At 55.0% G+C, this 22,793-nt stretch carries 21 protein-coding genes; 16 read left to right on the top strand and 5 right to left on the bottom strand.

Annotated features, from left to right (window positions below; all coding sequences use genetic code 11):
- Positions 1-35: 35 nt before the first annotated feature.
- Both AL479_RS10470 and livJ read left to right on the top strand, forming a co-directional pair.
- A complete protein-coding gene (locus AL479_RS10470) occupies positions 36-1,301 on the top strand; it encodes a 4-aminobutyrate--2-oxoglutarate transaminase (protein WP_061076040.1) in 1,266 nt (421 codons plus the stop codon).
- A 208-nt stretch (positions 1,302-1,509) separates the two neighbouring features.
- Complete coding sequence (gene livJ, locus AL479_RS10475) at positions 1,510-2,610, top strand: branched chain amino acid ABC transporter substrate-binding protein LivJ (protein ID WP_146109670.1); 1,101 nt, start codon at positions 1,510-1,512, stop codon at positions 2,608-2,610.
- A gap of 60 nt (positions 2,611-2,670) precedes the next feature.
- On the opposite strand, the gene AL479_RS10480 is transcribed toward livJ, so the two are convergent.
- From AL479_RS10480 to panM, 3 genes are all read right to left on the bottom strand, one after another.
- Complete coding sequence (locus AL479_RS10480) at positions 2,671-4,713, bottom strand: DUF2207 domain-containing protein (protein WP_105291744.1); 2,043 nt, start codon at positions 4,711-4,713, stop codon at positions 2,671-2,673.
- 4 nt (positions 4,714-4,717) lie between these two features.
- The gene (locus tag AL479_RS10485; protein WP_061076042.1) at positions 4,718-5,260 is read right to left on the bottom strand and encodes a LemA family protein; all 543 of its coding nucleotides are present in this window, start codon (positions 5,258-5,260) and stop codon (positions 4,718-4,720) included.
- Positions 5,261-5,456: 196 nt separating this feature from the next.
- Complete coding sequence (gene panM / locus AL479_RS10490; protein ID WP_061077961.1) at positions 5,457-5,840, bottom strand: aspartate 1-decarboxylase autocleavage activator PanM; 384 nt, start codon at positions 5,838-5,840, stop codon at positions 5,457-5,459.
- A 420-nt stretch (positions 5,841-6,260) separates the two neighbouring features.
- Between panM and livK the strand changes: the two genes are divergently transcribed.
- The 10 genes from livK (at position 6,261) to ugpQ (ending at position 16,499) form a co-directional block, all read left to right on the top strand.
- Positions 6,261-7,370: a high-affinity branched-chain amino acid ABC transporter substrate-binding protein LivK gene (gene livK / locus AL479_RS10495; RefSeq protein ID WP_061076043.1), complete on the top strand. Its 1,110-nt coding sequence runs from the start codon at positions 6,261-6,263 to the stop codon at positions 7,368-7,370.
- 170 nt (positions 7,371-7,540) lie between these two features.
- Complete coding sequence (livH, locus tag AL479_RS10500) at positions 7,541-8,467, top strand: high-affinity branched-chain amino acid ABC transporter permease LivH (protein ID WP_061076044.1); 927 nt, start codon at positions 7,541-7,543, stop codon at positions 8,465-8,467.
- Positions 8,464-9,741, top strand: coding sequence for a branched chain amino acid ABC transporter permease LivM (gene livM / locus AL479_RS10505; protein ID WP_061076045.1), 1,278 nt, complete (start codon positions 8,464-8,466; stop codon positions 9,739-9,741). Before livH ends, livM begins: the two co-directional genes overlap by 4 nt.
- Positions 9,738-10,505 (top strand): high-affinity branched-chain amino acid ABC transporter ATP-binding protein LivG, encoded by a 768-nt coding sequence (livG, locus tag AL479_RS10510; RefSeq protein ID WP_042998472.1) that lies wholly within the window; start codon positions 9,738-9,740, stop codon positions 10,503-10,505. Before livM ends, livG begins: the two co-directional genes overlap by 4 nt.
- 1 nt (position 10,506) lies before the next feature.
- Positions 10,507-11,220, top strand: a complete 714-nt coding sequence (gene livF / locus AL479_RS10515; protein ID WP_061076046.1) for a high-affinity branched-chain amino acid ABC transporter ATP-binding protein LivF — start codon at positions 10,507-10,509, stop codon at positions 11,218-11,220.
- A gap of 302 nt (positions 11,221-11,522) precedes the next feature.
- Entirely contained in the window at positions 11,523-12,842 is a 1,320-nt protein-coding gene (ugpB, locus tag AL479_RS10520) for a sn-glycerol-3-phosphate ABC transporter substrate-binding protein UgpB (protein WP_061076047.1), read from the top strand.
- A gap of 104 nt (positions 12,843-12,946) precedes the next feature.
- A complete protein-coding gene (gene ugpA / locus AL479_RS10525; RefSeq protein WP_061076048.1) occupies positions 12,947-13,834 on the top strand; it encodes a sn-glycerol-3-phosphate ABC transporter permease UgpA in 888 nt (295 codons plus the stop codon).
- Positions 13,831-14,676: a sn-glycerol-3-phosphate ABC transporter permease UgpE gene (gene ugpE, locus AL479_RS10530; RefSeq protein ID WP_061076049.1), complete on the top strand. Its 846-nt coding sequence runs from the start codon at positions 13,831-13,833 to the stop codon at positions 14,674-14,676. Before ugpA ends, ugpE begins: the two co-directional genes overlap by 4 nt.
- Positions 14,677-14,685: 9 nt before the next feature.
- Complete coding sequence (locus AL479_RS10535) at positions 14,686-15,756, top strand: sn-glycerol-3-phosphate import ATP-binding protein UgpC (RefSeq protein ID WP_061076050.1); 1,071 nt, start codon at positions 14,686-14,688, stop codon at positions 15,754-15,756.
- Positions 15,753-16,499 (top strand): glycerophosphodiester phosphodiesterase, encoded by a 747-nt coding sequence (ugpQ, locus tag AL479_RS10540; protein WP_061076051.1) that lies wholly within the window; start codon positions 15,753-15,755, stop codon positions 16,497-16,499. Before AL479_RS10535 ends, ugpQ begins: the two co-directional genes overlap by 4 nt.
- On the opposite strand, the gene AL479_RS10545 is transcribed toward ugpQ, so the two are convergent.
- Complete coding sequence (locus tag AL479_RS10545; protein ID WP_061076052.1) at positions 16,483-16,860, bottom strand: DUF2756 family protein; 378 nt, start codon at positions 16,858-16,860, stop codon at positions 16,483-16,485. The two genes, ugpQ and AL479_RS10545, sit on opposite strands and share 17 nt — an antisense overlap.
- Before the next feature lie 119 nt (positions 16,861-16,979).
- On the opposite strand from AL479_RS10545, the gene ggt reads away from it, so the two are divergent.
- Positions 16,980-18,725 carry a gamma-glutamyltransferase gene (ggt, locus tag AL479_RS10550; RefSeq protein ID WP_061076053.1) on the top strand — a complete coding sequence of 582 codons (1,746 nt, stop codon included), beginning with the start codon at positions 16,980-16,982 and terminating at the stop codon, positions 18,723-18,725.
- Positions 18,726-18,812: 87 nt separating this feature from the next.
- On the opposite strand, the gene yhhY is transcribed toward ggt, so the two are convergent.
- Complete coding sequence (yhhY, locus tag AL479_RS10555) at positions 18,813-19,301, bottom strand: N-acetyltransferase (protein WP_061076054.1); 489 nt, start codon at positions 19,299-19,301, stop codon at positions 18,813-18,815.
- Positions 19,302-19,747: 446 nt separating this feature from the next.
- On the opposite strand from yhhY, the gene AL479_RS10565 reads away from it, so the two are divergent.
- From AL479_RS10565 to gntR, 3 genes are all read left to right on the top strand, one after another.
- A complete protein-coding gene (locus AL479_RS10565) occupies positions 19,748-20,785 on the top strand; it encodes an oxidoreductase (RefSeq protein WP_061076055.1) in 1,038 nt (345 codons plus the stop codon).
- 123 nt (positions 20,786-20,908) lie between these two features.
- On the top strand, positions 20,909-21,604 hold the full coding sequence (locus tag AL479_RS10570) for a pirin family protein (protein WP_044253806.1): 696 nt from the start codon (positions 20,909-20,911) through the stop codon (positions 21,602-21,604).
- A 90-nt stretch (positions 21,605-21,694) separates the two neighbouring features.
- Positions 21,695-22,690 (top strand): gluconate operon transcriptional repressor GntR, encoded by a 996-nt coding sequence (gene gntR, locus AL479_RS10575; protein WP_042998462.1) that lies wholly within the window; start codon positions 21,695-21,697, stop codon positions 22,688-22,690.
- Positions 22,691-22,793 lie beyond the last annotated feature (103 nt).

Consider the following 22,793-nt stretch of genomic DNA (forward strand, 5'->3'; position numbering starts at 1 on the left):
TTACCGATGGGTTGTGCGCATCTTAGGGGAAGAAAATGAAAAATAACGAACTGAATGAACGGCGTTTGCAGGCGACGCCGCGTGGGGTCGGCGTGATGTGTGGCTTTTACGCCGAGAGAGCGGAAAACGCAACGTTGTGGGATGTGGAAGGCCGCGAGGTGATCGATTTTGCCGCGGGTATTGCGGTGCTGAATACCGGGCACCGGCATCCCAGAGTGATCGCCGCCATCGAAAAACAGCTCCATTCCTTTACCCATACTGCCTACCAGATTGTTCCCTACGAAAGCTATGTCCGACTGGCAGAACGGATCAATCAGCGCGTCCCTATTCAAGGGCCGGTAAAAACAGCGTTTTTCTCCACCGGTGCCGAAGCGGTGGAAAATGCGGTGAAGATTGCCCGCGCGTATACCAGACGGCCTGGGTTAATCACCTTTGGCGGCGCATTTCATGGCCGGACTTTCATGACGATGGCGCTGACCGGTAAGGTGGCGCCCTACAAAATCGGTTTTGGCCCGTTTCCTGGTTCGGTTTATCACGCTCAGTACCCTAATGCGTTACATGGCGTGAGCACCGTTGATGCGCTGCAAAGTCTGGAGCGCATTTTCAAAGCCGATATCGCGCCGGATCAGGTCGCCGCCATCATTCTTGAACCGGTTCAGGGCGAAGGGGGTTTTAATATTGCGCCAACGGAGTTCATGCAGGCACTGCGGGCGTTGTGCGATACCCACGGTATCTTGTTGATCGCCGATGAGGTGCAGACCGGTTTTGCTCGTACCGGCAAGCTGTTTGCGATGGAGCACCATGGCGTACAACCTGATCTGATGACGATGGCGAAAAGTCTGGCGGGCGGTATGCCGCTCTCTGCGGTCGCTGGCCGTGCCGAAGTGATGGATGCGCCTGCGCCTGGTGGTCTGGGGGGAACGTATGCCGGGAACCCGCTGGCGGTTGCTGCGGCACACGCGGTGCTGGATGTGATTGATGAAGAACAGCTCTGCGCCCGCGCTGCCACGTTGGGCACGACGCTGGTCGGGGCGTTGAACCAGGCAAAAGCGGACTGCCCGTTTATTGCTGATATTCGCGCGCAGGGGTCGATGGTGGCGGTAGAATTTAACGATCCGCACAGCGGAAAACCTTCCCCGGAATTCACGCGCCAGGTGCAGGATCGCGCCTTGCAGGAAGGACTTCTGCTGCTGAGTTGCGGGGTGTATGGTAACGTCATCCGTTTTCTTTATCCGCTCACCATCCCTGACGCGCAATTTCGTCAGGCGCTCGGCATTATCACCCACTCGCTGACACGATAAACCTGTGCCGTCCATCACCGGGCGGCACGACGTTCTGTCGTTCACTTATTATTTGAATATGAAATTAGCTATTCCAAAACTATAAAAATGGGGTATGTTTTAGCAGAGTGTGCTGAAAATGCGCGAGCCGCACACCTATAATTGAAATAAAGCGCTACACAACAACATCACAATAGTCGTAATAACCATAAGAATGGGGAAGGTCAGGATGAATATGAAGGGTAAAGCGTTACTGGCAGGATGTATCGCGTTGGCATTCAGCACAATGGCTCAGGCCGATATTAAAGTCGCTGTTGTCGGTGCGATGTCCGGTCCGGTAGCCCAGTATGGCGACCAGGAGTTTACTGGCGCGGAACAAGCGGTTGCAGACATTAATGCCAAAGGCGGAATCAAAGGCGAAAAACTGCAGATCGTAAAATATGATGATGCCTGTGACCCGAAACAAGCGGTCGCAGTCGCAAACAAAGTGATTAATGACGGCATCAAATATGTTATCGGCCACCTGTGCTCCTCTTCCACTCAGCCCGCGTCTGATATCTACGAAGACGAAGGCATTCTGATGATCACCCCGGCGGCAACGGCGCCGGAACTGACCGCGCGTGGCTATAAGCTGGTGTTGCGCACCACGGGCCTGGATTCAGATCAGGGCCCGACCGCCGCGAAATACATTCTGGAAAAAGTGAAGCCGCAGCGCATCGCGATCGTTCACGACAAACAACAGTACGGTGAAGGTCTGGCGCGTGCCGTGCAGGAAAACCTGAAGAAGGGCAACGCCAATGTGGTGTTCTTTGACGGTATCACCGCCGGTGAGAAAGACTTCTCCACGCTGGTGGCGCGTCTGAAGAAAGAGAACATCGACTTCGTTTACTACGGCGGTTATCACCCGGAAATGGGTCAGATCCTGCGTCAGGCACGTGCCGCGGGTCTGAAAACGCAGTTCATGGGCCCGGAAGGGGTGGCCAACGTTTCCCTGTCTAACATCGCCGGTGAATCGGCCGAAGGTCTGCTGGTGACCAAACCGAAGAACTACGACCAGGTGCCTGCGAACAAACCTATCGTTGATGCGATCAAGGCGAAGAAACAGGATCCGAGCGGTGCGTTCGTGTGGACCACCTACGCCGCGCTGCAATCTTTGCAGGCGGGCCTGAACCAGTCAGCCGATCCGGCTGAAATCGCCACCTGGCTGAAAGCGAACTCCGTGGATACCGTAATGGGGCCGCTGTCGTGGGATGAGAAGGGCGATCTGAAGGGCTTTGAATTCGGCGTCTTCGACTGGCATGCCAACGGTACGGCGACCGACGCGAAGTAATTTCCACGGCGCCTTTGCGGCGCTGCTTTGTTGGCCGGATAATCGTTATCCGGCCTTTTCTTACCAGCCGCCCCCGCCACCACCGCCGGATCCCCCGCCTGACGATCCTCTGCCTGAGGAACCGGAACCGCTGTAGCCTGAACCTGAAGAGCCTGTGGAGCTACGATCGGGTTTTGCGCTGGCCGCAGAATGACAGCCCCGACAAAAGTGATTCACATTCTCCCAGTCAGCCTTTTCAAAAACCTCTGACATCGTGCCCGTACTCTCTAAGTACCGGGCAAAAGTATTTGCCCACGTTTTCCCTACACCGAGTGCCAGCGCAACGGGCAACAGGCTTTCAAAGTGTGCAACCCGCTGATCGGGTGGATAAAGCGCCTGATAACGTGGCTCTTCGGCCGTTTTGATATAGCGCATTAGCCCTTTAGCGACGGCTAAATCGTTCAGCCCACGCTGCGTATAGCGCGGCGTTTTCCAGCCAACGACCGCGCACAACACCATGGCGGTCAGCAGTGCGCCAACGTATCCCGCTGGAAGTTGGGTGATGGGGATCATGCCAAACAGGAACAAACTTCCTGCTGTGAGGGCAAAAGGACCAAATACGAGCGCCATCAGGATAGGAATCGGTCCCCAACTGCGCACTGCTATTATCGGGTGGCGTAAAAAGTTCAGGGAAAAGAGTACCAACGAAACCCCCACCGTCATAAACAGCAGGCCCGGAATAGTAAGGAGCGCTGCTGCCGGGCTAAACCAGACGCCGCAAACGATCGGAACAAGCAGAGCAATGTAAATGCAGCGACGAAACGGTTTCCCCCAGCTCTGGCATAACTGTGGCTTCTGCTCCTCGCAACGTTTTTCCAGCCACTTACGGGCATTAATCATCATCTGCTGATGTGGCGTACTGAGGTTGATATTCTTACGTTTACCGCTGAAAAGTGTACTCAATAGCTGTTTATCGGTGGCATTTAACGGTCTGTTTCTATCGTCCGGCGAACGGGATAGCCACTGTTCATCAATGGAGGATGAAGACCATATGCTTTTGGCTGTTGTCTTCTTGCTCGTTATCGTCACGGCACGTTTGGCAACCAGATCCAGAAGGTCGCTGCTGAATGCCACATCGTCATACTTACGCCGGGTGATGAAGCGCAGATAGCCAGGCGACATCGTTGCGGGCAGCGAGAATTGCGGCACGACCGGCGGCATTTTTAACCCTTTGGCGATAACGTTTTTACGCCACCAAAGCCCGTAGTAGCCAATAAGCAACAGAAGAGGGAGCCAGATGACACTGGTTTTCAGCGTTGGCACCAGTAAATGAACGAACGGCAATACCGCCTCTGGTGCGGCGGCATTCGCCAGAATTGTGCGGGGCCAGGTATAGACAACGGTTAACCCTTCACCCGTGGCGAGAGGACGCGACGTTTGTATGCTGCCATCGGGCAGGATGACCGCGTTGTTTTCTTTTGCCCCCAGGCGACCGGTGTAAACGTCGATACTACGCAGTCGGGTATCTTTGCCCTCTGCGTTCAAATTATCTGCAGCTTCAGGCAGTTGCAGATGAAAACTGGCTCTTCTAATCGGCCAGTTCCAGTCGTTGCCCGTCACATTCCAGTAAAGCTCATCCCAGTCAGGAAAGCGGCTGAAATGGTTCCTGACCTGATAGCGAATCTCATACTGATAAATTCCCGGTTTCAGGATCCGCTCGGCGCTGCCAATACGAACGGTCAGCGTTTTGGTTGCCCGATCGAGGCTGTAAGATTCCGCGACGCCATCGCGTGAGACTGATTTGATGGCATAGTCCACACTGAAAATTTTGCCGTCCTGTCGGTTCCAGGTCAGTGGCAACGTTCGAAAAATCCCCCGTCTGATTTCGTTGCCCAGAGAGAGTACTTTGATGTTTTCCTGCATCTCCATGCTGCCATCCGGATTAAAACTCGCCCGAGAATCGAAGGAGAGAATATGTTCGTATGCGGGAATTCGTCGCGCATTGGCCGGAATCTGCGAGGCATCGATAATATTGATGTCGTTGTGTGCGGCAGAACCAAAGCCTGTCAGTAACAGGAGCAACAGGCTGAAAGCGCGCAGTATCCGGGCGGAAAACGTTGGCATGTGGTCATTCCATCCGGGGTAATTGAGCTTCTTCAGGAGAGTCCAGTTCAAAGAAGACTTCCGCTCTGAAATTAAACAGGCGGGCCAGCAGCAGGCTGGGGAAAGATTCAACCAGAATATTAAAATCTCGCACTGTGCCGTTGAAATAGCGGCGTGCCATCTGTAGCTGTTCCTCTATTTCACTCAGGGATTGCTGTAGAGAGAGGAAGTTTTCACTGGCTTTGAGTTCAGGATACGCTTCCGCCAGCGCGAAGATACGGCTCAGCGTTGCCGAATACTGCTGCTCGCTGTCAGCGACCTGTTGAGGATTACCGACCAGGACGCTCCGTTGCCGGGTGATCTCTTCCAGTAGCTCTTTTTCGTGCTGGGCATAACGTTTGACCACGCTGAGCAGATTGGGGGCCAGATCGTGACGGCGCTTGAGTTGTACGGCAATGCCGCTCCACGCTTCGTCTTTAAAACGACGCAGCGAGATAAAGCGGTTATAGGTGAAGATGGCCCAGAGGATCACGACGGCGGCGACGGCCAGCCCGATGTACATTTCCATATGCTCATTCCATGACAGTAGTTGATGAGAGCGCAAATTTGATGATTCTCTGCGCAATTAGAGGCATGGTGAATCTTACCTCATCCATCACGGAGGGGTAAGTCGTCACCCTGATGAGATTGTCTGAATCCGCGTTAAGCGAGGAAAGTCCATTGATGGGCTTTCCTGTGAGAGGGGAACATGAGGACGCGTGTCGCTAACGCTTTTCCCAGCCGTTTTGCTGTGCGGTGAAACCCAGTACCTGCATAAACGCCGCCATGACGCCCCGGTCTTCCACGCCGACATCCGCCATCCACCAGGAGGAGACGTCCGGATTATCATGGATCACCTCTTCCACCAGATATTTTCCCACCCCCCGACGCCGCGTGACGTCACGGATGCGCAGTGAATCCAGCGCGCCCTGAGTGCCGCTCAGAGTGACCCTTACGGCACCTAACAACCGCTCATTAAATCGTGCCGCGTAGATCCGGTGCGTTTCATCTACGCTTAAAGAGGCGGCGGAATACTCCGGCCAGATTTTGCCCAGGTCGATCAGATCCTGATCGCTAAAGTGTTCTAAACGAATGATGGTCAGCTTCATCGACAGCATGTCCAAATCACAAAAGAGAGTGCAAGTGTACCGAAATAATTCATCCGGACGCTTTCTCTTTTTTAAATCATTTGGCAGGTGATTAATTTTATGACGGTCAGAACCTCAGTTCGAAACATCAGAGAATGAAAAACAGGCAGGATAATACCCTGGAAGGCAGTGTTTTATTCGGCTTATTGTCCCGTTATTTTATGCTGACAAGTGTGCTTTTTTTTGTTTATCTATGATGAAAAGCAGAATATTATCTGTTCTTAATAGCCTGAAAAATAGAGATTTTAATCTGTATTTGCGAAAAATACTGCGCTAAACCATTAATCAGACTGGTAAAAATAGTGTAGTACAAATAAAGCACAGTCTGCTTTTTAACCATATAAATACAAAATAAGTACATCACGAATGGGGATTCAGTAAATGAAACGGAATGCGAAAACGGTCATCGCAGGGGTGATTGCACTGGCGATGTCACAGGCGGCAATGGCAGAGGATATTAAAGTTGCTGTTGTCGGCGCGATGTCGGGTCCGGTGGCTCAGTGGGGCGACATGGAATTTAACGGCGCACGTCAGGCCATTAAAGACATCAACGCGAAAGGCGGCATCAAAGGCGACAAGCTGGTGGGTGTGGAATATGACGACGCCTGCGATCCCAAACAGGCCGTGGCGGTGGCGAACAAAATCGTCAACGACGGTATTCAGTATGTGATTGGTCACCTCTGCTCTTCTTCTACTCAGCCTGCGTCGGATATTTACGAAGACGAAGGCATTCTGATGATCTCGCCTGGTGCGACTAACCCGGAACTGACGCAGCGCGGCTACGCGCACATCATGCGTACCGCCGGACTGGACTCTTCCCAGGGACCGACCGCGGCAAAATACATTCTCGAGCAGGTAAAACCGCAGCGCATCGCCATCATTCACGACAAACAGCAGTACGGTGAAGGACTGGCGCGCTCCGTTCAGGACACGCTGAAAGCGGCAAACGCCAATATCGTCTTCTTTGATGGCATCACAGCAGGCGAGAAAGATTTCTCCGCGCTGCTCGCGCGCCTGAAAAAAGAGAACATCGACTTTGTGTACTACGGCGGCTACTACCCGGAAATGGGGCAGATGCTGCGCCAGGCGCGCTCCGTCGGGCTGAAAACTACGTTCATGGGGCCGGAAGGCGTGGGCAATGCGTCGCTGTCGAACATCGCGGGTGAGGCGGCCGAAGGCATGCTGGTCACCATGCCAAAACGCTATGACCAGGATCCGGCCAACAAAGCGATTGTTGATGCGCTGAAAGCCGATAAAAAAGATCCCACGGGTCCGTATGTGTGGATCACCTACGCTGCTGCGCAGTCACTGGCAACGGCAATGGACCGTTCTGGCAGCAAAGCGCCGCTGGATCTGGTGAAAGATTTAAAAGCAAACGGTGCTGATACCGTCATTGGGCCGCTGAAATGGGATGAAAAAGGCGATCTAAAGGGATTTGAATTTGGTGTCTTCCAGTGGCACGCCGATGGGTCATCCACGGCCGCCAAATAAGGCAACCACTCGTCATACTTCGAGCCGCAGATGCGTTGGCTGCGTTCACCCACCCCGGTCACGTACTCTGTGTACGCTCCCGGGGATGGGCAAACTTGCCGCCTTTCTGCAACTCGAATTATGTAGAGTGGGTTCAACATCCCGGTTTGTCGGGTTTAAAAGGTTATTTTATGTCCGAGCAGTTCCTGTACTTTTTGCAGCAGATGTTTAACGGCGTCACGCTGGGAAGCACCTACGCGCTGATCGCTATCGGTTACACCATGGTGTACGGCATTATCGGCATGATCAACTTCGCCCATGGCGAGGTGTACATGATCAGTAGCTATGTCTCTTTTATGATTATCGCAGCACTCATGATGATGGGGATTGATACCAGTTGGTTGCTGGTGGCTGCCGGATTCATTGGGGCGATCATCATTGCCAGCGCCTACGGCTGGAGCATTGAGCGGGTGGCCTATCGGCCCGTCCGAAGTTCCAAACGTCTGATTGCGCTTATCTCCGCGATTGGGATGTCTATCTTCCTGCAAAACTACGTCAGCCTGACGGAAGGTTCGCGCGACGTGGCGCTGCCCAGCCTGTTCAACGGGCAATGGGTGGTGGGAGCCAGCGAAAACTTCTCCGCCTCGATCACCACCATGCAACTGGTCATCTGGGTTGTGACCTTCCTGGCGATGCTGGCGCTGACCATTTTTATCCGTTATTCCCGCATGGGTCGCGCCTGCCGCGCCTGCGCGGAAGACCTGAAAATGGCCAGCCTGCTCGGGATCAACACGGACCGCGTGATTGCGCTGACCTTTGTGATTGGCGCAGCAATGGCGGCAGTGGCCGGTGTGCTGCTCGGGCAATTCTACGGGGTGATTAACCCTTATATCGGCTTTATGGCCGGGATGAAAGCCTTTACCGCAGCGGTTCTTGGCGGGATCGGCAGCATCCCAGGCGCGATGATTGGCGGCCTGATTCTGGGCGTCGCGGAAGCGCTTTCTTCTGCTTATCTGAGTACGGAATACAAAGACGTGGTGTCGTTCGCCCTGCTGATTCTGGTACTGCTGGTGATGCCGACCGGGATTCTGGGTCGTCCGGAGGTAGAGAAAGTATGAAACCGATGCATTTTGCAATGGCGCTGTTCTCTGCCGCGATGTTCTTCGTTCTGGCGGGCGTCTTTATGGGCGTTCAGCTACAGCTGGATGGCACCAAACTGGTGGTGGATACCGCTACCGACATCCGCTGGCAGTGGGTGTTTATCGGCACGGCCGTGGTCTTTTTCTTCCAGATGCTGCGCCCCATCTTCCAGAAGAGCCTGAAGAGCATCTCCGGGCCGAAGTTTATTCTGCCAGCGATTGATGGCTCAACCGTGAAGCAGAAGTTGTTCCTGATTGCGCTGCTGGTGATTGCCGTGGCGTGGCCGTTTATGGTTTCGCGCGGCACGGTGGATATCGCCACGCTGACCATGATTTATATCATTCTCGGCCTGGGGCTGAACGTCGTCGTCGGGCTCTCCGGCCTGTTGGTACTGGGCTACGGCGGCTTCTACGCGATTGGCGCATATACCTTCGCGCTGCTGAACCACTATTACGGTCTCGGCTTCTGGACCTGTCTGCCGCTGGCAGGACTGGTTTCGGCAGCCGCGGGCTTCCTGCTGGGCTTCCCGGTGCTGCGTCTGCGCGGCGACTACCTGGCGATTGTGACGTTGGGCTTCGGTGAGATCGTCCGTATTCTGCTGCTCAACAATACGGAAATCACCGGCGGTCCGAACGGCATCAGTCAGATCCCGAAACCGACGTTGTTCGGTCTTGAGTTCAGCCGCAGTGCACGTGAAGGCGGTTGGGATACCTTCAGCAACTTCTTTAATGTGAAATACGATCCGTCCGATCGTGTGATTTTCCTCTACCTGGTCGCGCTGCTGCTGGTGGTGTTGAGCCTGTTTGTGATTAACCGCCTGCTGCGCATGCCGCTGGGACGAGCGTGGGAAGCGCTGCGTGAAGATGAGATCGCCTGTCGCTCGCTGGGCCTGAGTCCGACGCGCATCAAGCTGACCGCCTTTACCATCAGCGCCGCGTTTGCCGGTTTCGCCGGTACGCTGTTCGCGGCGCGTCAGGGGTTTGTCAGCCCTGAATCGTTCACCTTTGCCGAATCGGCGTTTGTGCTGGCGATTGTGGTGCTCGGCGGGATGGGCTCACAGTTTGCAGTGATCCTCGCGGCTATTCTGTTGGTGGTGTCGCGTGAACTGATGCGTGATTTCAACGAATACAGCATGTTAATGCTGGGTGGTTTGATGGTACTGATGATGATCTGGCGTCCGCAGGGCTTGCTGCCGATGACCCGTCCACAGTTGAAGCTGAAAAACGGGGAAGCGAAAGGAGAGCAGGCATGAGTCAGCCATTATTATCGGTTAACGGCCTGATGATGCGCTTCGGCGGTCTGTTGGCGGTGAACAACGTTGAACTGGAGCTGCATCCGCAAGAAATTGTATCGCTGATTGGGCCGAACGGTGCCGGTAAGACCACGGTGTTTAACTGCCTGACCGGTTTTTATAAGCCGACGGGCGGCACCATTAAGCTTCGCGATCAGCACCTTGAAGGGCTGCCGGGGCAACAAATTGCCCGGATGGGCGTGGTGCGAACCTTCCAGCACGTGCGTCTGTTTCGTGAAATGACGGTGATTGAAAACCTGCTGGTGGCGCAGCATCAGCAACTGAAAACAGGCGTGTTTTCCGGTCTGCTGAAAACCCCGGCGTTTCGTCGGGCGCAGAGCGAAGCGCTGGATCGTGCGGCCACCTGGCTTGAGCGTATCGGGTTGCTGGAACATGCGAACCGTCAGGCCAGCAACCTGGCTTATGGCGACCAGCGCCGTCTGGAGATCGCCCGCTGTATGGTGACGCAGCCAGAAATTTTGATGCTGGATGAACCAGCTGCGGGTCTTAACCCGAAAGAGACCAAAGAGCTGGACGAACTGATTGCCGAACTGCGCAACCATCACAACACCACCATTCTGCTGATTGAGCACGATATGAAGCTGGTGATGGGGATTTCCGACCGTATTTACGTGGTGAACCAGGGCACGCCGCTGGCGAACGGGACGCCGGAACAGATTCGTAATAACCCGGACGTGATCCGTGCATACCTTGGTGAGGCATAAGATGGAAAAAGTCATGTTGTCCTTTGACAAAGTCAGTGCCCACTACGGCAAAATTCAGGCGCTGCACGAGGTGAGCCTGCACATTAATCAGGGAGAGATTGTGACCTTGATTGGTGCCAACGGCGCGGGAAAAACCACGCTGCTCGGCACGCTGTGCGGCGATCCGCGAGCAACCAGCGGTCGGATTGTGTTTGATGACAAAGACATTACCGACTGGCAAACAGCGAAAATCATGCGTGAAGCGGTGGCGATCGTTCCGGAAGGGCGTCGCGTGTTTTCCCGCATGACGGTGGAAGAGAATCTGGCGATGGGCGGTTTTTTTGCCGAGCGCGATCAGTTTCAGGAACGCATCAAGTGGGTATACGAATTGTTCCCGCGTCTGCATGAGCGTCGTATTCAGCGTGCGGGCACCATGTCCGGCGGTGAACAGCAGATGCTGGCGATTGGCCGTGCGCTGATGAGCGAGCCGCGCCTGCTGCTGCTTGATGAGCCATCTCTGGGGCTGGCGCCGATTATTATCCAGCAGATCTTCGACACTATCGAACAGCTGCGCGAACAGGGAATGACCATCTTCCTGGTTGAGCAGAACGCCAATCAGGCGCTGAAGCTGGCCGATCGCGGTTACGTGCTGGAGAACGGCCATGTCGTTCTCGAGGATACCGGCGCGCGGCTTCTGGCCAACGAAGCGGTGCGTAGCGCCTATTTAGGCGGTTAAACGGTCTGTGATGCCTGATGACGACGCATTGCGTCTTATCAGGCCTACAAGACCAGGCCGTTTGTATCGCCCGGTGGCGCATACGCTTACCGGGCCTACAGGATCGACCAGGCCGGGTAAGGCGAAGCCGCCACCCGGCTTTTTTCTGTTTTCTTGCCACCGAAACGTCATTCACCTGAAGCCTGGCTGTCACCGCTTCGTCATCTAACGGTTATCTTTCTGTCATTCGCGCATGTCATGTTACCTCGCGAGCATAAAACGCGTGATTTCGCGCATCCGGCACAATAAGAGAGATGATGACAATGACATCGTTACGACACACAGCTTTGGGTCTGGCGGTTGGTCTGGCTTTTGCGACGAACGCAATGGCCGTTACCACCATTCCGTTCTGGCATTCCATGGAAGGGGAGTTGGGTAAAGAAGTTGACTCCCTGGCGCAACGTTTCAACGACACCCACCCGGATTACAAGATTGTGCCGGTGTACAAAGGTAACTACGAGCAGAGCCTGAGCGCCGGTATCGCCGCGTTCCGTACCGGAAATGCACCGGCACTGCTGCAGGTTTATGAAGTCGGTACCGCGACGATGATGGCCTCGAAAGCGATCAAACCGGTTTACGAAGTGTTCAAGGATGCGGGCATCAACTTCGACGAATCGCAGTTTGTACCGACCGTTTCCGGTTACTACACCGATTCGAAAACCGGGCATCTGCTGTCTCAGCCGTTTAACAGTTCCACTCCGGTGCTGTACTACAACAAAGACGCCTTCAAAAAAGCGGGCTTAGATCCGGAGCAGCCGCCGAAAACCTGGCAGGATCTGGCGGACTACACCGCGAAGCTGAAAGCCGCGGGGATGAAGTGTGGCTACGCCAGCGGCTGGCAGGGTTGGATCCAGATTGAAAACTTCAGTGCCTGGCACGGTTTGCCGGTGGCGACCCAGAACAATGGCTTCGACGGTACTGATGCGGTGCTGGAGTTCAACAAGCCAGAGCAGGTAAAACACATCGCGCTGCTGGAAGCACTGAACAAGAAGGGCGATTTCAGCTACTTCGGTCGTAAAGACGAATCCACCGAGAAGTTCTATAACGGCGATTGCGCTATCACTACCGCCTCTTCCGGTTCGCTTGCGGATATCCGTCACTACGCCAAATTCAACTATGGCGTCGGCATGATGCCTTACGATGCGGACGCCAAAGGCGCACCGCAGAACGCCATCATCGGCGGCGCGAGCCTGTGGGTAATGCAGGGCAAAGACAGCGACACCTACAAAGGCGTTGCCGAGTTCCTCGACTTCCTGGCAAAACCGGAAAATGCGGCCGAATGGCATCAGAAGACCGGTTATCTGCCGATCACCAAAGCGGCTTACGACCTGACTCGTGAGCAGGGCTTCTATGACAAGAACCCTGGTGCGGATATTGCGACCCGCCAGATGCTGAACAAGCCGCCATTGCCGTTCACCAAAGGGCTGCGTCTGGGCAATATGCCGCAGATTCGTACCATCGTTGATGAAGAACTGGAAAGCGTGTGGACCGGCAAGAAAACCCCGCAGCAGGCGCTGGATGCCGCTGTTGAGCGAGGTAATCAGTTGCTGCGCCGCTTTGAGCAGTCGACGAAGTCTAAATGATGGAAATGCCGGATGGCGCTGCGCTTATCCGGCCTACGGGGTATCTCCTGTAGGCCGGGTAAGGCGGCAGCCGTCACCCGGCACAGTTCAGGACAACTATCTCAATGTCATCATCTCGTCCGGTGTTTCGCTCGCGTTGGCTGCCTTATTTGCTGGTCGCACCACAGCTGGCGATCACCGTCATTTTCTTCATCTGGCCTGCGGGCGAAGCGCTCTGGTATTCACTACAAAGCGTCGATCCGTTTGGGCTGTCCAGTCAGTTCGTGGGGCTGGACAATTTCGTCACGCTGTTTCATGACAGCTACTATCTCGACGCTTTCTGGACGACGATCAAATTCAGTGCGCTGGTGACCTTCAGCGGCCTGCTGGTGTCGTTGTTCTTCGCCGCGCTGGTGGATTACGTGGTGCGCGGCAGTCGTTTGTATCAGACGCTGATGCTACTGCCCTATGCCGTGGCGCCTGCGGTGGCCGCCGTGTTGTGGATTTTCCTGTTTAACCCAGGACGCGGGTTGATTACCCACTTCCTTGAGCAGTTTGGTTATGACTGGAACCACGCGCAGAACAGCGGACAGGCGATGTTCCTGGTGGTTTTTGCTTCCGTCTGGAAGCAGATTAGTTACAACTTCCTTTTCTTCTTTGCCGCATTGCAATCGATCCCACGTTCGCTGGTTGAAGCCGCCGCGATCGATGGCGCAGGGCCTGTCCGCCGCTTCTTCAGGCTGGCGTTACCCTTGATTGCGCCGGTGAGTTTCTTCCTGCTGGTGGTCAATCTGGTCTACGCCTTCTTCGACACGTTCCCGGTGATCGATGCCGCGACCGCCGGCGGTCCGGTACAGGCCACCACGACGCTGATTTATAAGATCTATCGCGAAGGGTTTGCCGGACTGGATCTCTCTGCGTCCGCCGCGCAGTCGGTGGTACTGATGTTCCTCGTCATCATTCTGACGGTGGTGCAGTTCCGCTATGTGGAAAGTAAGGTGCGTTACCAATGATTGAGAACCGTCGCGGGCTGACGATATTCAGCCACACCATGCTGATTCTGGGGATTGTCGTGATTTTGTTCCCGCTGTACGTCGCGTTTGTCGCGGCGACGCTGGACAACAACGCGGTGTTTGAAACGCCGATGACGCTTATCCCCGGTACGCATCTGCTGGAAAACATGAAAAACATCTGGGTCAACGGCGTCGGTGTGAACAGCGCGCCGTTCTGGCTGATGATGCTCAACAGCTTCATCATGGCGTTTGGTATTACGGTGGGTAAAATCGCGGTCTCAATGCTTTCCGCCTTTGCCATCGTCTGGTTTCGTTTTCCGCTGCGTAATCTGTTTTTCTGGATGATTTTTATCACCCTGATGCTGCCGGTTGAAGTGCGTATCTTCCCGACGGTGGAAGTGATCGCCAACCTGAGAATGCTCGACAGTTATGCAGGATTGACGCTGCCGCTGATGGCATCGGCGACCGCCACCTTTCTGTTCCGTCAGTTCTTTATGACCCTGCCGGATGAGCTGATTGAAGCGGCACGCATTGACGGCGCCTCGCCGATGCGCTTTTTCCGCGACATCGTGCTGCCGTTGTCGAAAACCAATCTGGCGGCGCTGTTCGTCATCACCTTTATCTACGGCTGGAACCAGTATCTGTGGCCGTTGCTGATTATTACCGATGTCAATCTGGGGACTGCCGTAGCGGGGATCAAAGGCATGATTGCCACCGGCGAAGGCACCACCTTGTGGAATCAGGTGATGGCGGCAATGCTGCTGACCCTCATCCCCCCGGTCATTATCGTTTTAGCCATGCAGCGGGCGTTTGTGCGTGGTTTAGTAGACAGTGAGAAGTAGGATACCGCGATGGCAGGTTTAAAATTACAGGCAGTAACTAAAAGCTGGGATGGCAAAACCCAGGTGATTCAACCGCTGACGCTGGACGTGGCGGACGGTGAGTTCATTGTGATGGTCGGCCCGTCCGGCTGTGGGAAATCAACGCTTCTGCGGATGGTGGCCGGGCTGGAGCGCGTTACGAGCGGCGATATCTGGATCGACCGCCAGCGCGTGACTGAAATGGAGCCAAAAGATCGCGGGATCGCGATGGTCTTCCAGAACTATGCGCTCTACCCGCATATGAGCGTGGAAGAGAACATGGCGTGGGGGCTGAAAATCCGTGGGATGGGCAAGGGCCACATCGAACAGCGGGTGAAAGAAGCGGCGCGTATTCTCGAACTGGACGGTCTGCTCAAACGCCGTCCGCGTGAACTTTCCGGCGGTCAGCGCCAGCGCGTGGCGATGGGGCGCGCCATTGTGCGTGACCCTGCGGTGTTCCTGTTTGATGAGCCGCTGTCGAACCTTGATGCCAAACTACGCGTGCAGATGCGTCTGGAGCTCCAGCATCTGCACCGTCGTCTGAAAACTACCTCGCTATACGTAACCCACGATCAGGTCGAAGCGATGACGCTCGCCCAGCGCGTGATGGTGATGAACAAAGGTATTGCCGAGCAGATTGGCACGCCGGTAGAGGTCTATGAAAAACCGGCCAGCCGCTTTGTGGCGAGCTTTATCGGCAGTCCGGCGATGAACCTGCTGGAAGGTCGTATCAGCCATGCGGGTACGCACTTCGAACTGGAAAGCGGCATGGCGCTGCCCATCAATTGGTACTATCGTGGCTACGCCGGGCGAAAAATGACGCTGGGTATCCGCCCGGAACATATTGCGCTAAGCTCCCAGGCGGAGGGCGGTGTGCCGCTGGTAATGGACACGCTGGAGATGCTGGGTGCCGATAATCTGGCGCACGGTCGCTGGGGCGATCAGAAACTGGTGGTGCGTCTGGCCCATCAGGAACGCCCAAAGGCAGGCAGCACGCTGTGGTTACATCTGCCGGAAAATCATTTGCACCTTTTTGATGGTGAAACAGGACAACGTGTATGAGTCACTGGCCGTATCCCCACATCGTCGCCCATCGTGGCGGCGGTAAATTGGCGCCGGAAAACACGCTGGCGGCGATCGACGTCGGCGCGCATTACGGGCACACCATGATTGAGTTCGACGCAAAGCTGTCGAAGGACGGGGAAATTTTCCTGCTGCACGACGATAACCTTGAGCGCACCAGCAACGGCTGGGGCATGGCGGGAGAGCTCAACTGGCAGGATTTGCTGCGGGTGGATGCCGGTGGCTGGTACAGCGGCGAGTTTAAAGGCGAACCGCTGCCGCTGCTCTCGCAGGTGGCAGTGCGTTGCCGCCAGCATGGCCTGATGGCCAATATCGAAATTAAACCGACTACCGGAACCGGACCGCTGACGGGGAAAGCGATAGCCCTCGCCGCACGCGATCTGTGGCAGGGGATGGCGGCGCCGCTGCTGTCATCATTTGAAATTGATGCGCTGGAAGCCGCACAAGCGGCAGTGCCTGAACTGCCGCGCGGGCTACTGCTCGACGAGTGGCGTGATGACTGGCGCGAGCTGACCACTCGCCTGGCGTGCGTGTCGATTCACCTGAATCACAGGCTACTGGATGAAGCGCGGGTCAGGCAGTTGAAAGCGGCGGGATTACATATTCTGGTGTACACCGTCAACAAACCCCAGCGTGCGGCGGAACTGCTACGCTGGGGCGTGGATTGCATCTGTACCGATGCAATTGATGTGATTGGTCCGGACTTTACTGCTGCGGATTAAGCATATCGCCATTCTGACGCGGCGGTAGCATGTGCTGCTGGCCGCTCTCCAGGCGCGTATTGCCGCTCAACATTCCGCCGTTGGTATTGGGTAACGGTTGTTCGCGTACCTGACCCTGTTGGATCCGCTGTTGATTGTTGTTCATCTGCGTTTGCAGATTTTGCTGCTGAAGCTGCGTCTGCGTTTTTAACTGCTGATTCAGCATCCCTTTCTGCTGGATTTGCTGCGTCTGCATCTGCGTTTGCATCCGCTGCTGGCTGGGGATCTGATAACCCGGCTGGTTCGGATTGTTCAGCGTGTTAATCGGCTGTGCGAGACAGGCAAACGGCAGTAGCGCTGTCAAAATTAAGTATCGTTTCATCATCTTTCCTCCACTGAGGTATCTCTTAAGTTTACCCCTTTCCCGGCGAAACGAGGATCATTTCAGAGTTATGCACCAGGCTTAGTGGGGGGCTGACCCCGCATCTTTGGAGAATCACGATGATAAAACCGACGTTCTTACGCCGGGTAGCCCTTGCTGCTCTGCTCTCAGGAAGCTGTTTCAGCGTACTTGCTGCTCCCCCTCCACCCCCTCCGGTATCGTATGGGGTGGAAGAGGATGTGTTCCATCCCGTTCGCGCGAAGCAGGGGATGGTGGCCTCGGTCGATGCCATGGCCACAAAGGTTGGTGTGGATATTCTCAAACAGGGCGGGAACGCCGTGGATGCTGCGGTCGCCGTAGGGTATGCGCTGGCGGTGACGCATCCGCAGGCCGGTAATCTGGGCGGCGGCGGCTTTATGTTGCTGCGCACCAAAGACGGAAAGACCACGGCGATCGATTTTCGCGAAATGGCGCCCGCTCACGCCACGCGCGATATGTTCCTCGACGACCAGGGCAATCCGGACAGTAAAAAATCGCTGACCTCCCATCTGGCGTCCGGCACGCCGGGCACCGTGGCCGGGTTCTCTCTGGCGCTGGAAAAATATGGCACCCTGCCGCTCAACAAGGTGGTGCGTCCGGCGATCAAACTGGCGGAAGAGGGCTTTGTGGTTAACGATGCGCTGGCGGACGATCTGAAAACCTACGGCAGTGAAGTGTTGCCGAACCACGAAAACAGCAAAGCTATTTTCTGGAAGGATGGTGAACCGCTGAAAAAGGGCGACAAGCTGGTACAAAAAAATCTGGCGAAAAGCCTGGAGCTGATTGCGGAAAAGGGACCAGATGCCTTCTATAAAGGGTCGATTGCCGACCAGATCGCGCAGGAAATGCAGAAAAATGGCGGGTTGATGACCAAAGAAGATTTGGCGGGCTATCAGGCGGTAGAGCGCACGCCGATTAGCGGTGACTATCGCGGATATCAGGTCTTCTCCATGCCGCCGCCGTCCTCTGGCGGGATCCACATCGTACAAATCCTGAATATCCTTGAAAACTTCGACATGAAGAAATACGGCTTCGGCAGTGCGGACGCCATGCAGGTGATGGCGGAAGCGGAGAAACAGGCCTACGCCGATCGCTCAGAATACCTGGGCGACCCGGATTTTGTGAAGGTGCCGTGGCAGGCGCTGACCAACAAAGATTACGCCAAATCGATTGCTGAGCGGATCGATATCAACAAGGCGAAACCCTCCAGCGAAATTCGTCCAGGTAAACTGGCGCCATACGAGAGTAACCAGACCACTCACTTCTCGGTGGTGGATAAAGACGGCAACGCCGTGGCGGTCACTTATACCCTCAACACCACCTTCGGGACCGGCATTGTGGCGGGTAACACCGGCATTCTGATGAATAACGAGATGGATGACTTCTCAGCCAAACCGGGCGTGCCAAACGTCTATGGTCTGGTGGGGGGCGATGCCAACGCCGTTGGACCGAAGAAACGCCCGCTGTCGTCAATGTCGCCCACCATTGTGGTGAAAGACGGTAAAACCTGGCTGGTTACGGGCAGTCCGGGCGGGAGTCGTATTATCACGACCGTGCTGCAAATGGTGGTCAACAGCATCGATTTCGGGATGAATGTGGCGGAAGCGACCAACGCGCCGCGTTTCCATCATCAGTGGCTGCCGGATGAGCTGCGTGTGGAGAAAGGCTTTAGCCCGGATACCCTCAAACTGCTTGAGCAAAAAGGGCAGAAGGTTGCGCTAAAAGAGGCGATGGGTAGCACGCAGAGCATTATGGTCGGGCCGGACGGCGCGCTGTACGGCGCATCAGACCCACGCACAGTGGACGATTTAACGGCAGGTTATTGATTTTGTTGCCGGGTGGCGGCTTCGCCTTACCCGGCCTACGTTTGCGCAGCTGTAGGCCCGGTAAGCGTAGCGCCACCGGGCAATTTGTCACTTCATCCGCGCCATAAAATAGGCATCGACGTACTCGCCGTTACGCAGGCCGTATTTTTTGCCGGTACCTTCAATCTCAAATCCATACTTTTGATACACGGCTACGGCGGGGGCGTTATCGACAAACACCGTTAATTCGATGCGCTCAACGCGCAGCCAGTTGTCGCACATGTCGATCATGGTACGCATTAATGCGCTGGCGACCCCGCGGTTTTGCCATTGCGCATCGACACAAATACCAAAATCGGCGACGTGACTGCGACGCGGACGCTGAACGACCGCAATGCACAAATGTCCGACAACGCGATCATCAATGCAGGCGACAAGTTGTTTGATGCCAGGCTGTTCGCCGAGTCGCGCCTGCCACATCTCGCGGGAAGGATGAGGAACCTGTAGCGTGTTGTGATACACCTCCGGCTGGGCATGGATCTGACGAATCGCGTCGTAATCTTTAGTTTCAGCGTGGCGTATCACGATCTCACTCATTCCTGATCTCCTTCAGGGTTCATTGAGCCTTTACAGTCGCTGAGATTAAAAATGTCGTCAACCGCATTTTTTTGTAAAAATCGCTGGACAACTGCGAATGAGAATGATTATTATTGCTCTGCGTTCAGGAAGACCCTTGCGGAGAACCTGAAAGCACGACATTGCTCACATTGCTTCCAGTATTACTTTAGCCAGCCGGGTGCTGGCTTTTTTTTTGGTTTTTTTTCAGCCTGGCTTACTTGTCATTTTGTCCCCGGGAAGGGCTCGTGCTCCTCACGTACATTAAGTACGCTCCGGGCCCTGCGCGCTTGCCGTGAACAAACTGACTGCGACGCCGACGGCCGATCGGTCTGCATTGGCATCCCCTTCTCCAGGGACGTCCCACATTTTGTCTCTCTCCGCTTTGCGCTATGGTGTAAGTCATCACCTTCTGAAAGGACAGCATCATGACCTTACATTGCGCATTTATTGGATTCGGCAAGAGCGCGACTCGCTACCATCTCCCGTATGTACTTCACCGTAAAGACACCTGGCATGTGGCCCATATCTTTCGCCGTCGTGCGAAGCCGGAAGAGCAGGCGCCTGCCTACTCACACATCCATTTCACCAGCGATCTCGATGACGTGCTCAATGATCCTAAGGTGAAGCTGGTTGTCATCTGTACCCACGCCGACAGCCACTTTGACTACGCGAAACGGGCGCTGGAGGCCGGAAAGAACGTGCTGGTGGAGAAACCATTCACCCCGACAATGATTGAAGCGAAGGTGCTGTTTGAACTGGCGCAGAGCAAAGGGTTGACGGTGACGCCGTATCAGAACCGTCGCTTCGACTCCTGCTTCCTGACCGCCAAAAAGGCGATTGAAAGCGGCAAGCTGGGTGAGATTGTGGAAGTGGAAAGCCACTTCGATTACTACCGCCCGGTCGCGGAAACTCAACCAGGTTTACCGCAGGATGGCGCGTTTTATGGTCTGGGCGTACACACCATGGATCAGGTTATCTCGCTGTTCGGTCGTCCGGACCATGTGGCGTACGATATCCGCAGCCTGCGTAATAAGGCCAATCCGGACGACACCTTTGAAGCGCAACTGTTTTATGGCGATTTAAAGGCCATCGTCAAAACCAGCCATCTGGTGAAAATTGACTATCCGAAGTTTATCGTGCACGGCACCAAAGGTTCGTTTATCAAATACGGCATTGACCAGCAGGAAACCAGCCTGAAGGCCAACATCATGCCGGGCGAACCGGGCTTTGCAGCGGATGATTCCGTTGGCGTGCTGGAGTACGTCAACGACGACGGGGTGACGGTGAAAGAAGAGGTCAAACCGGAAACGGGCGACTACGGCCGTGTCTATGACGCGCTGTATGACACTCTCACCACGGGTGCGCCAAATTACGTCAAGGAATCTGACATTCTGACCAATCTTGAACTCCTCGAACGGGCATTCGAACAGGCTTCTCCGGCCACGATCACCCTTGCCCGATAAGCCGGATTGACTCCTCCTAAATTGTTCATAATTTTTGAACAGAGGAGTCAATTTTCACCCTCTATGATTGATGATGGATTCGGTCCACACTTACTCCATCGAAAACATCTGGGGGTGAACACAATGATCTACTTACGCAAAGCAAACGACCGTGGCCATGCGAATCATGGCTGGCTGGATTCCTGGCATACCTTCTCTTTTGCTGACTACTACGATCCCAACTTTATGGGTTTCTCGGCACTGCGCGTGATTAACGACGACGTGATTGATGCCGGCCAGGGTTTCGGTACCCACCCGCATAAAGACATGGAAATCCTGACCTACGTGCTGGAAGGCGCAGTAGAACACCAGGACAGCATGGGCAATAAAGAGCAGGTGCCGGCAGGTGAATTCCAGATTATGAGCGCGGGAACCGGGATCCGTCACTCTGAGTACAACCCGAGCAAAACGGATCGTCTGCGTCTGTATCAGATCTGGATCATTCCGGAAAAAACCGGCATCACGCCGCGTTACGAGCAGCGCCGTTTCGACGCCGCGCAGGGCAAACAGCTGGTGCTGTCACCGGACGCTCGCGACGGTTCGCTGAAAGTGTACCAGGATATGGAACTGTATCGTTGGGCGCTGGTGAAAGGTGAGCAGTCAGTACACCAGATTGCTGCTGAACGTCGCGTCTGGATCCAGGTGGTAAAAGGTGAGGTGAGCATTAACGGCACTAAAGCCACCACCAGCGACGGTCTGGCGATTTGGGATGAGCAGGCGCTGTCAATTCATGCTGACAGTGATAGCGAAATCCTGCTGTTTGATTTGCCTCCGGTATAAATAATTACGCAACCTTCCCTTTAAACGGGGAAGGTTGTGCTTTGTCCGTGATAAACTGAGCAAATCTCTCACTTACGATTTCTCAGGACGATGAAGAAGAAAAGACCCGTACTTCAGGATGTAGCTGACCGTGTTGGCGTGACCAAAATGACGGTCAGCCGTTTTTTGCGTAATCCGGAGCAAGTCTCCGTTGCATTGCGGGGCAAGATCGCTGCTGCACTTGATGAACTGGGTTATATTCCCAATCGCGCACCTGATATCCTCTCCAACGCCACCAGCCGGGCCATTGGCGTTTTGCTGCCGTCGTTAACCAACCAGGTTTTTGCCGAAGTCTTACGCGGTATTGAGACCGTGACGGATGCGCATGGTTATCAAACCATGCTGGCGCACTACGGCTATAAGCCGGAGATGGAACAGGAGCGTCTGGAGTCGATGCTCTCCTGGAACATCGATGGTCTGATCCTGACTGAACGTACCCACACGCCGCGCACGTTGAAAATGATCGAAGTGGCGGGGATTCCGGTGGTTGAACTGATGGACAGTCAGTCGCCCTGCCTCGATATCGCCGTCGGTTTTGACAACTTTGAAGCCGCACGTCAAATGACCGCCGCGATTATTGCACGCGGGCATCGGCATATCGCCTATCTGGGGGCACGTCTCGACGAACGTACTATCATCAAACAGAAGGGTTACGAACAGGCGATGCTGGATGCCGGTCTGTTGCCCTACAGTGTGATGGTGGAGCAGTCTTCTTCTTACTCCTCGGGGATTGAGCTTATCCGTCAGGCGCGTCGTGAATACCCGCAACTGGACGGTATTTTCTGCACCAACGATGACCTGGCAGTGGGCGCGGCCTTTGAATGCCAGCGTTTAGGGTTGAGGATCCCGGACGATATGGCGATTGCCGGTTTCCACGGCCATGATATCGGTCAGGTGATGGAACCGCGTCTGGCCAGCGTGCTGACGCCGCGTGAGCGTATGGGCAGCATTGGCGCAGAACGTCTGCTGGCGCGTATTCGTGGCGAGAGCGTCACGCCAAAAATGTTAGATTTAGGTTTCACCTTGTCACCAGGTGGATCTATTTAACCCGACAAATTTGAAGTAGCTCACACTTATTCACTTCTCGCACGTTTGGATATTGCTTCTGTTTTAGTCAGGCTGGACAATGTTACCGATAACAGTTACCCGT

The sequence above is a fragment of the Citrobacter amalonaticus genome, from assembly GCF_001559075.2.
Lineage (GTDB): Bacteria > Pseudomonadota > Gammaproteobacteria > Enterobacterales > Enterobacteriaceae > Citrobacter_A > Citrobacter_A amalonaticus_F.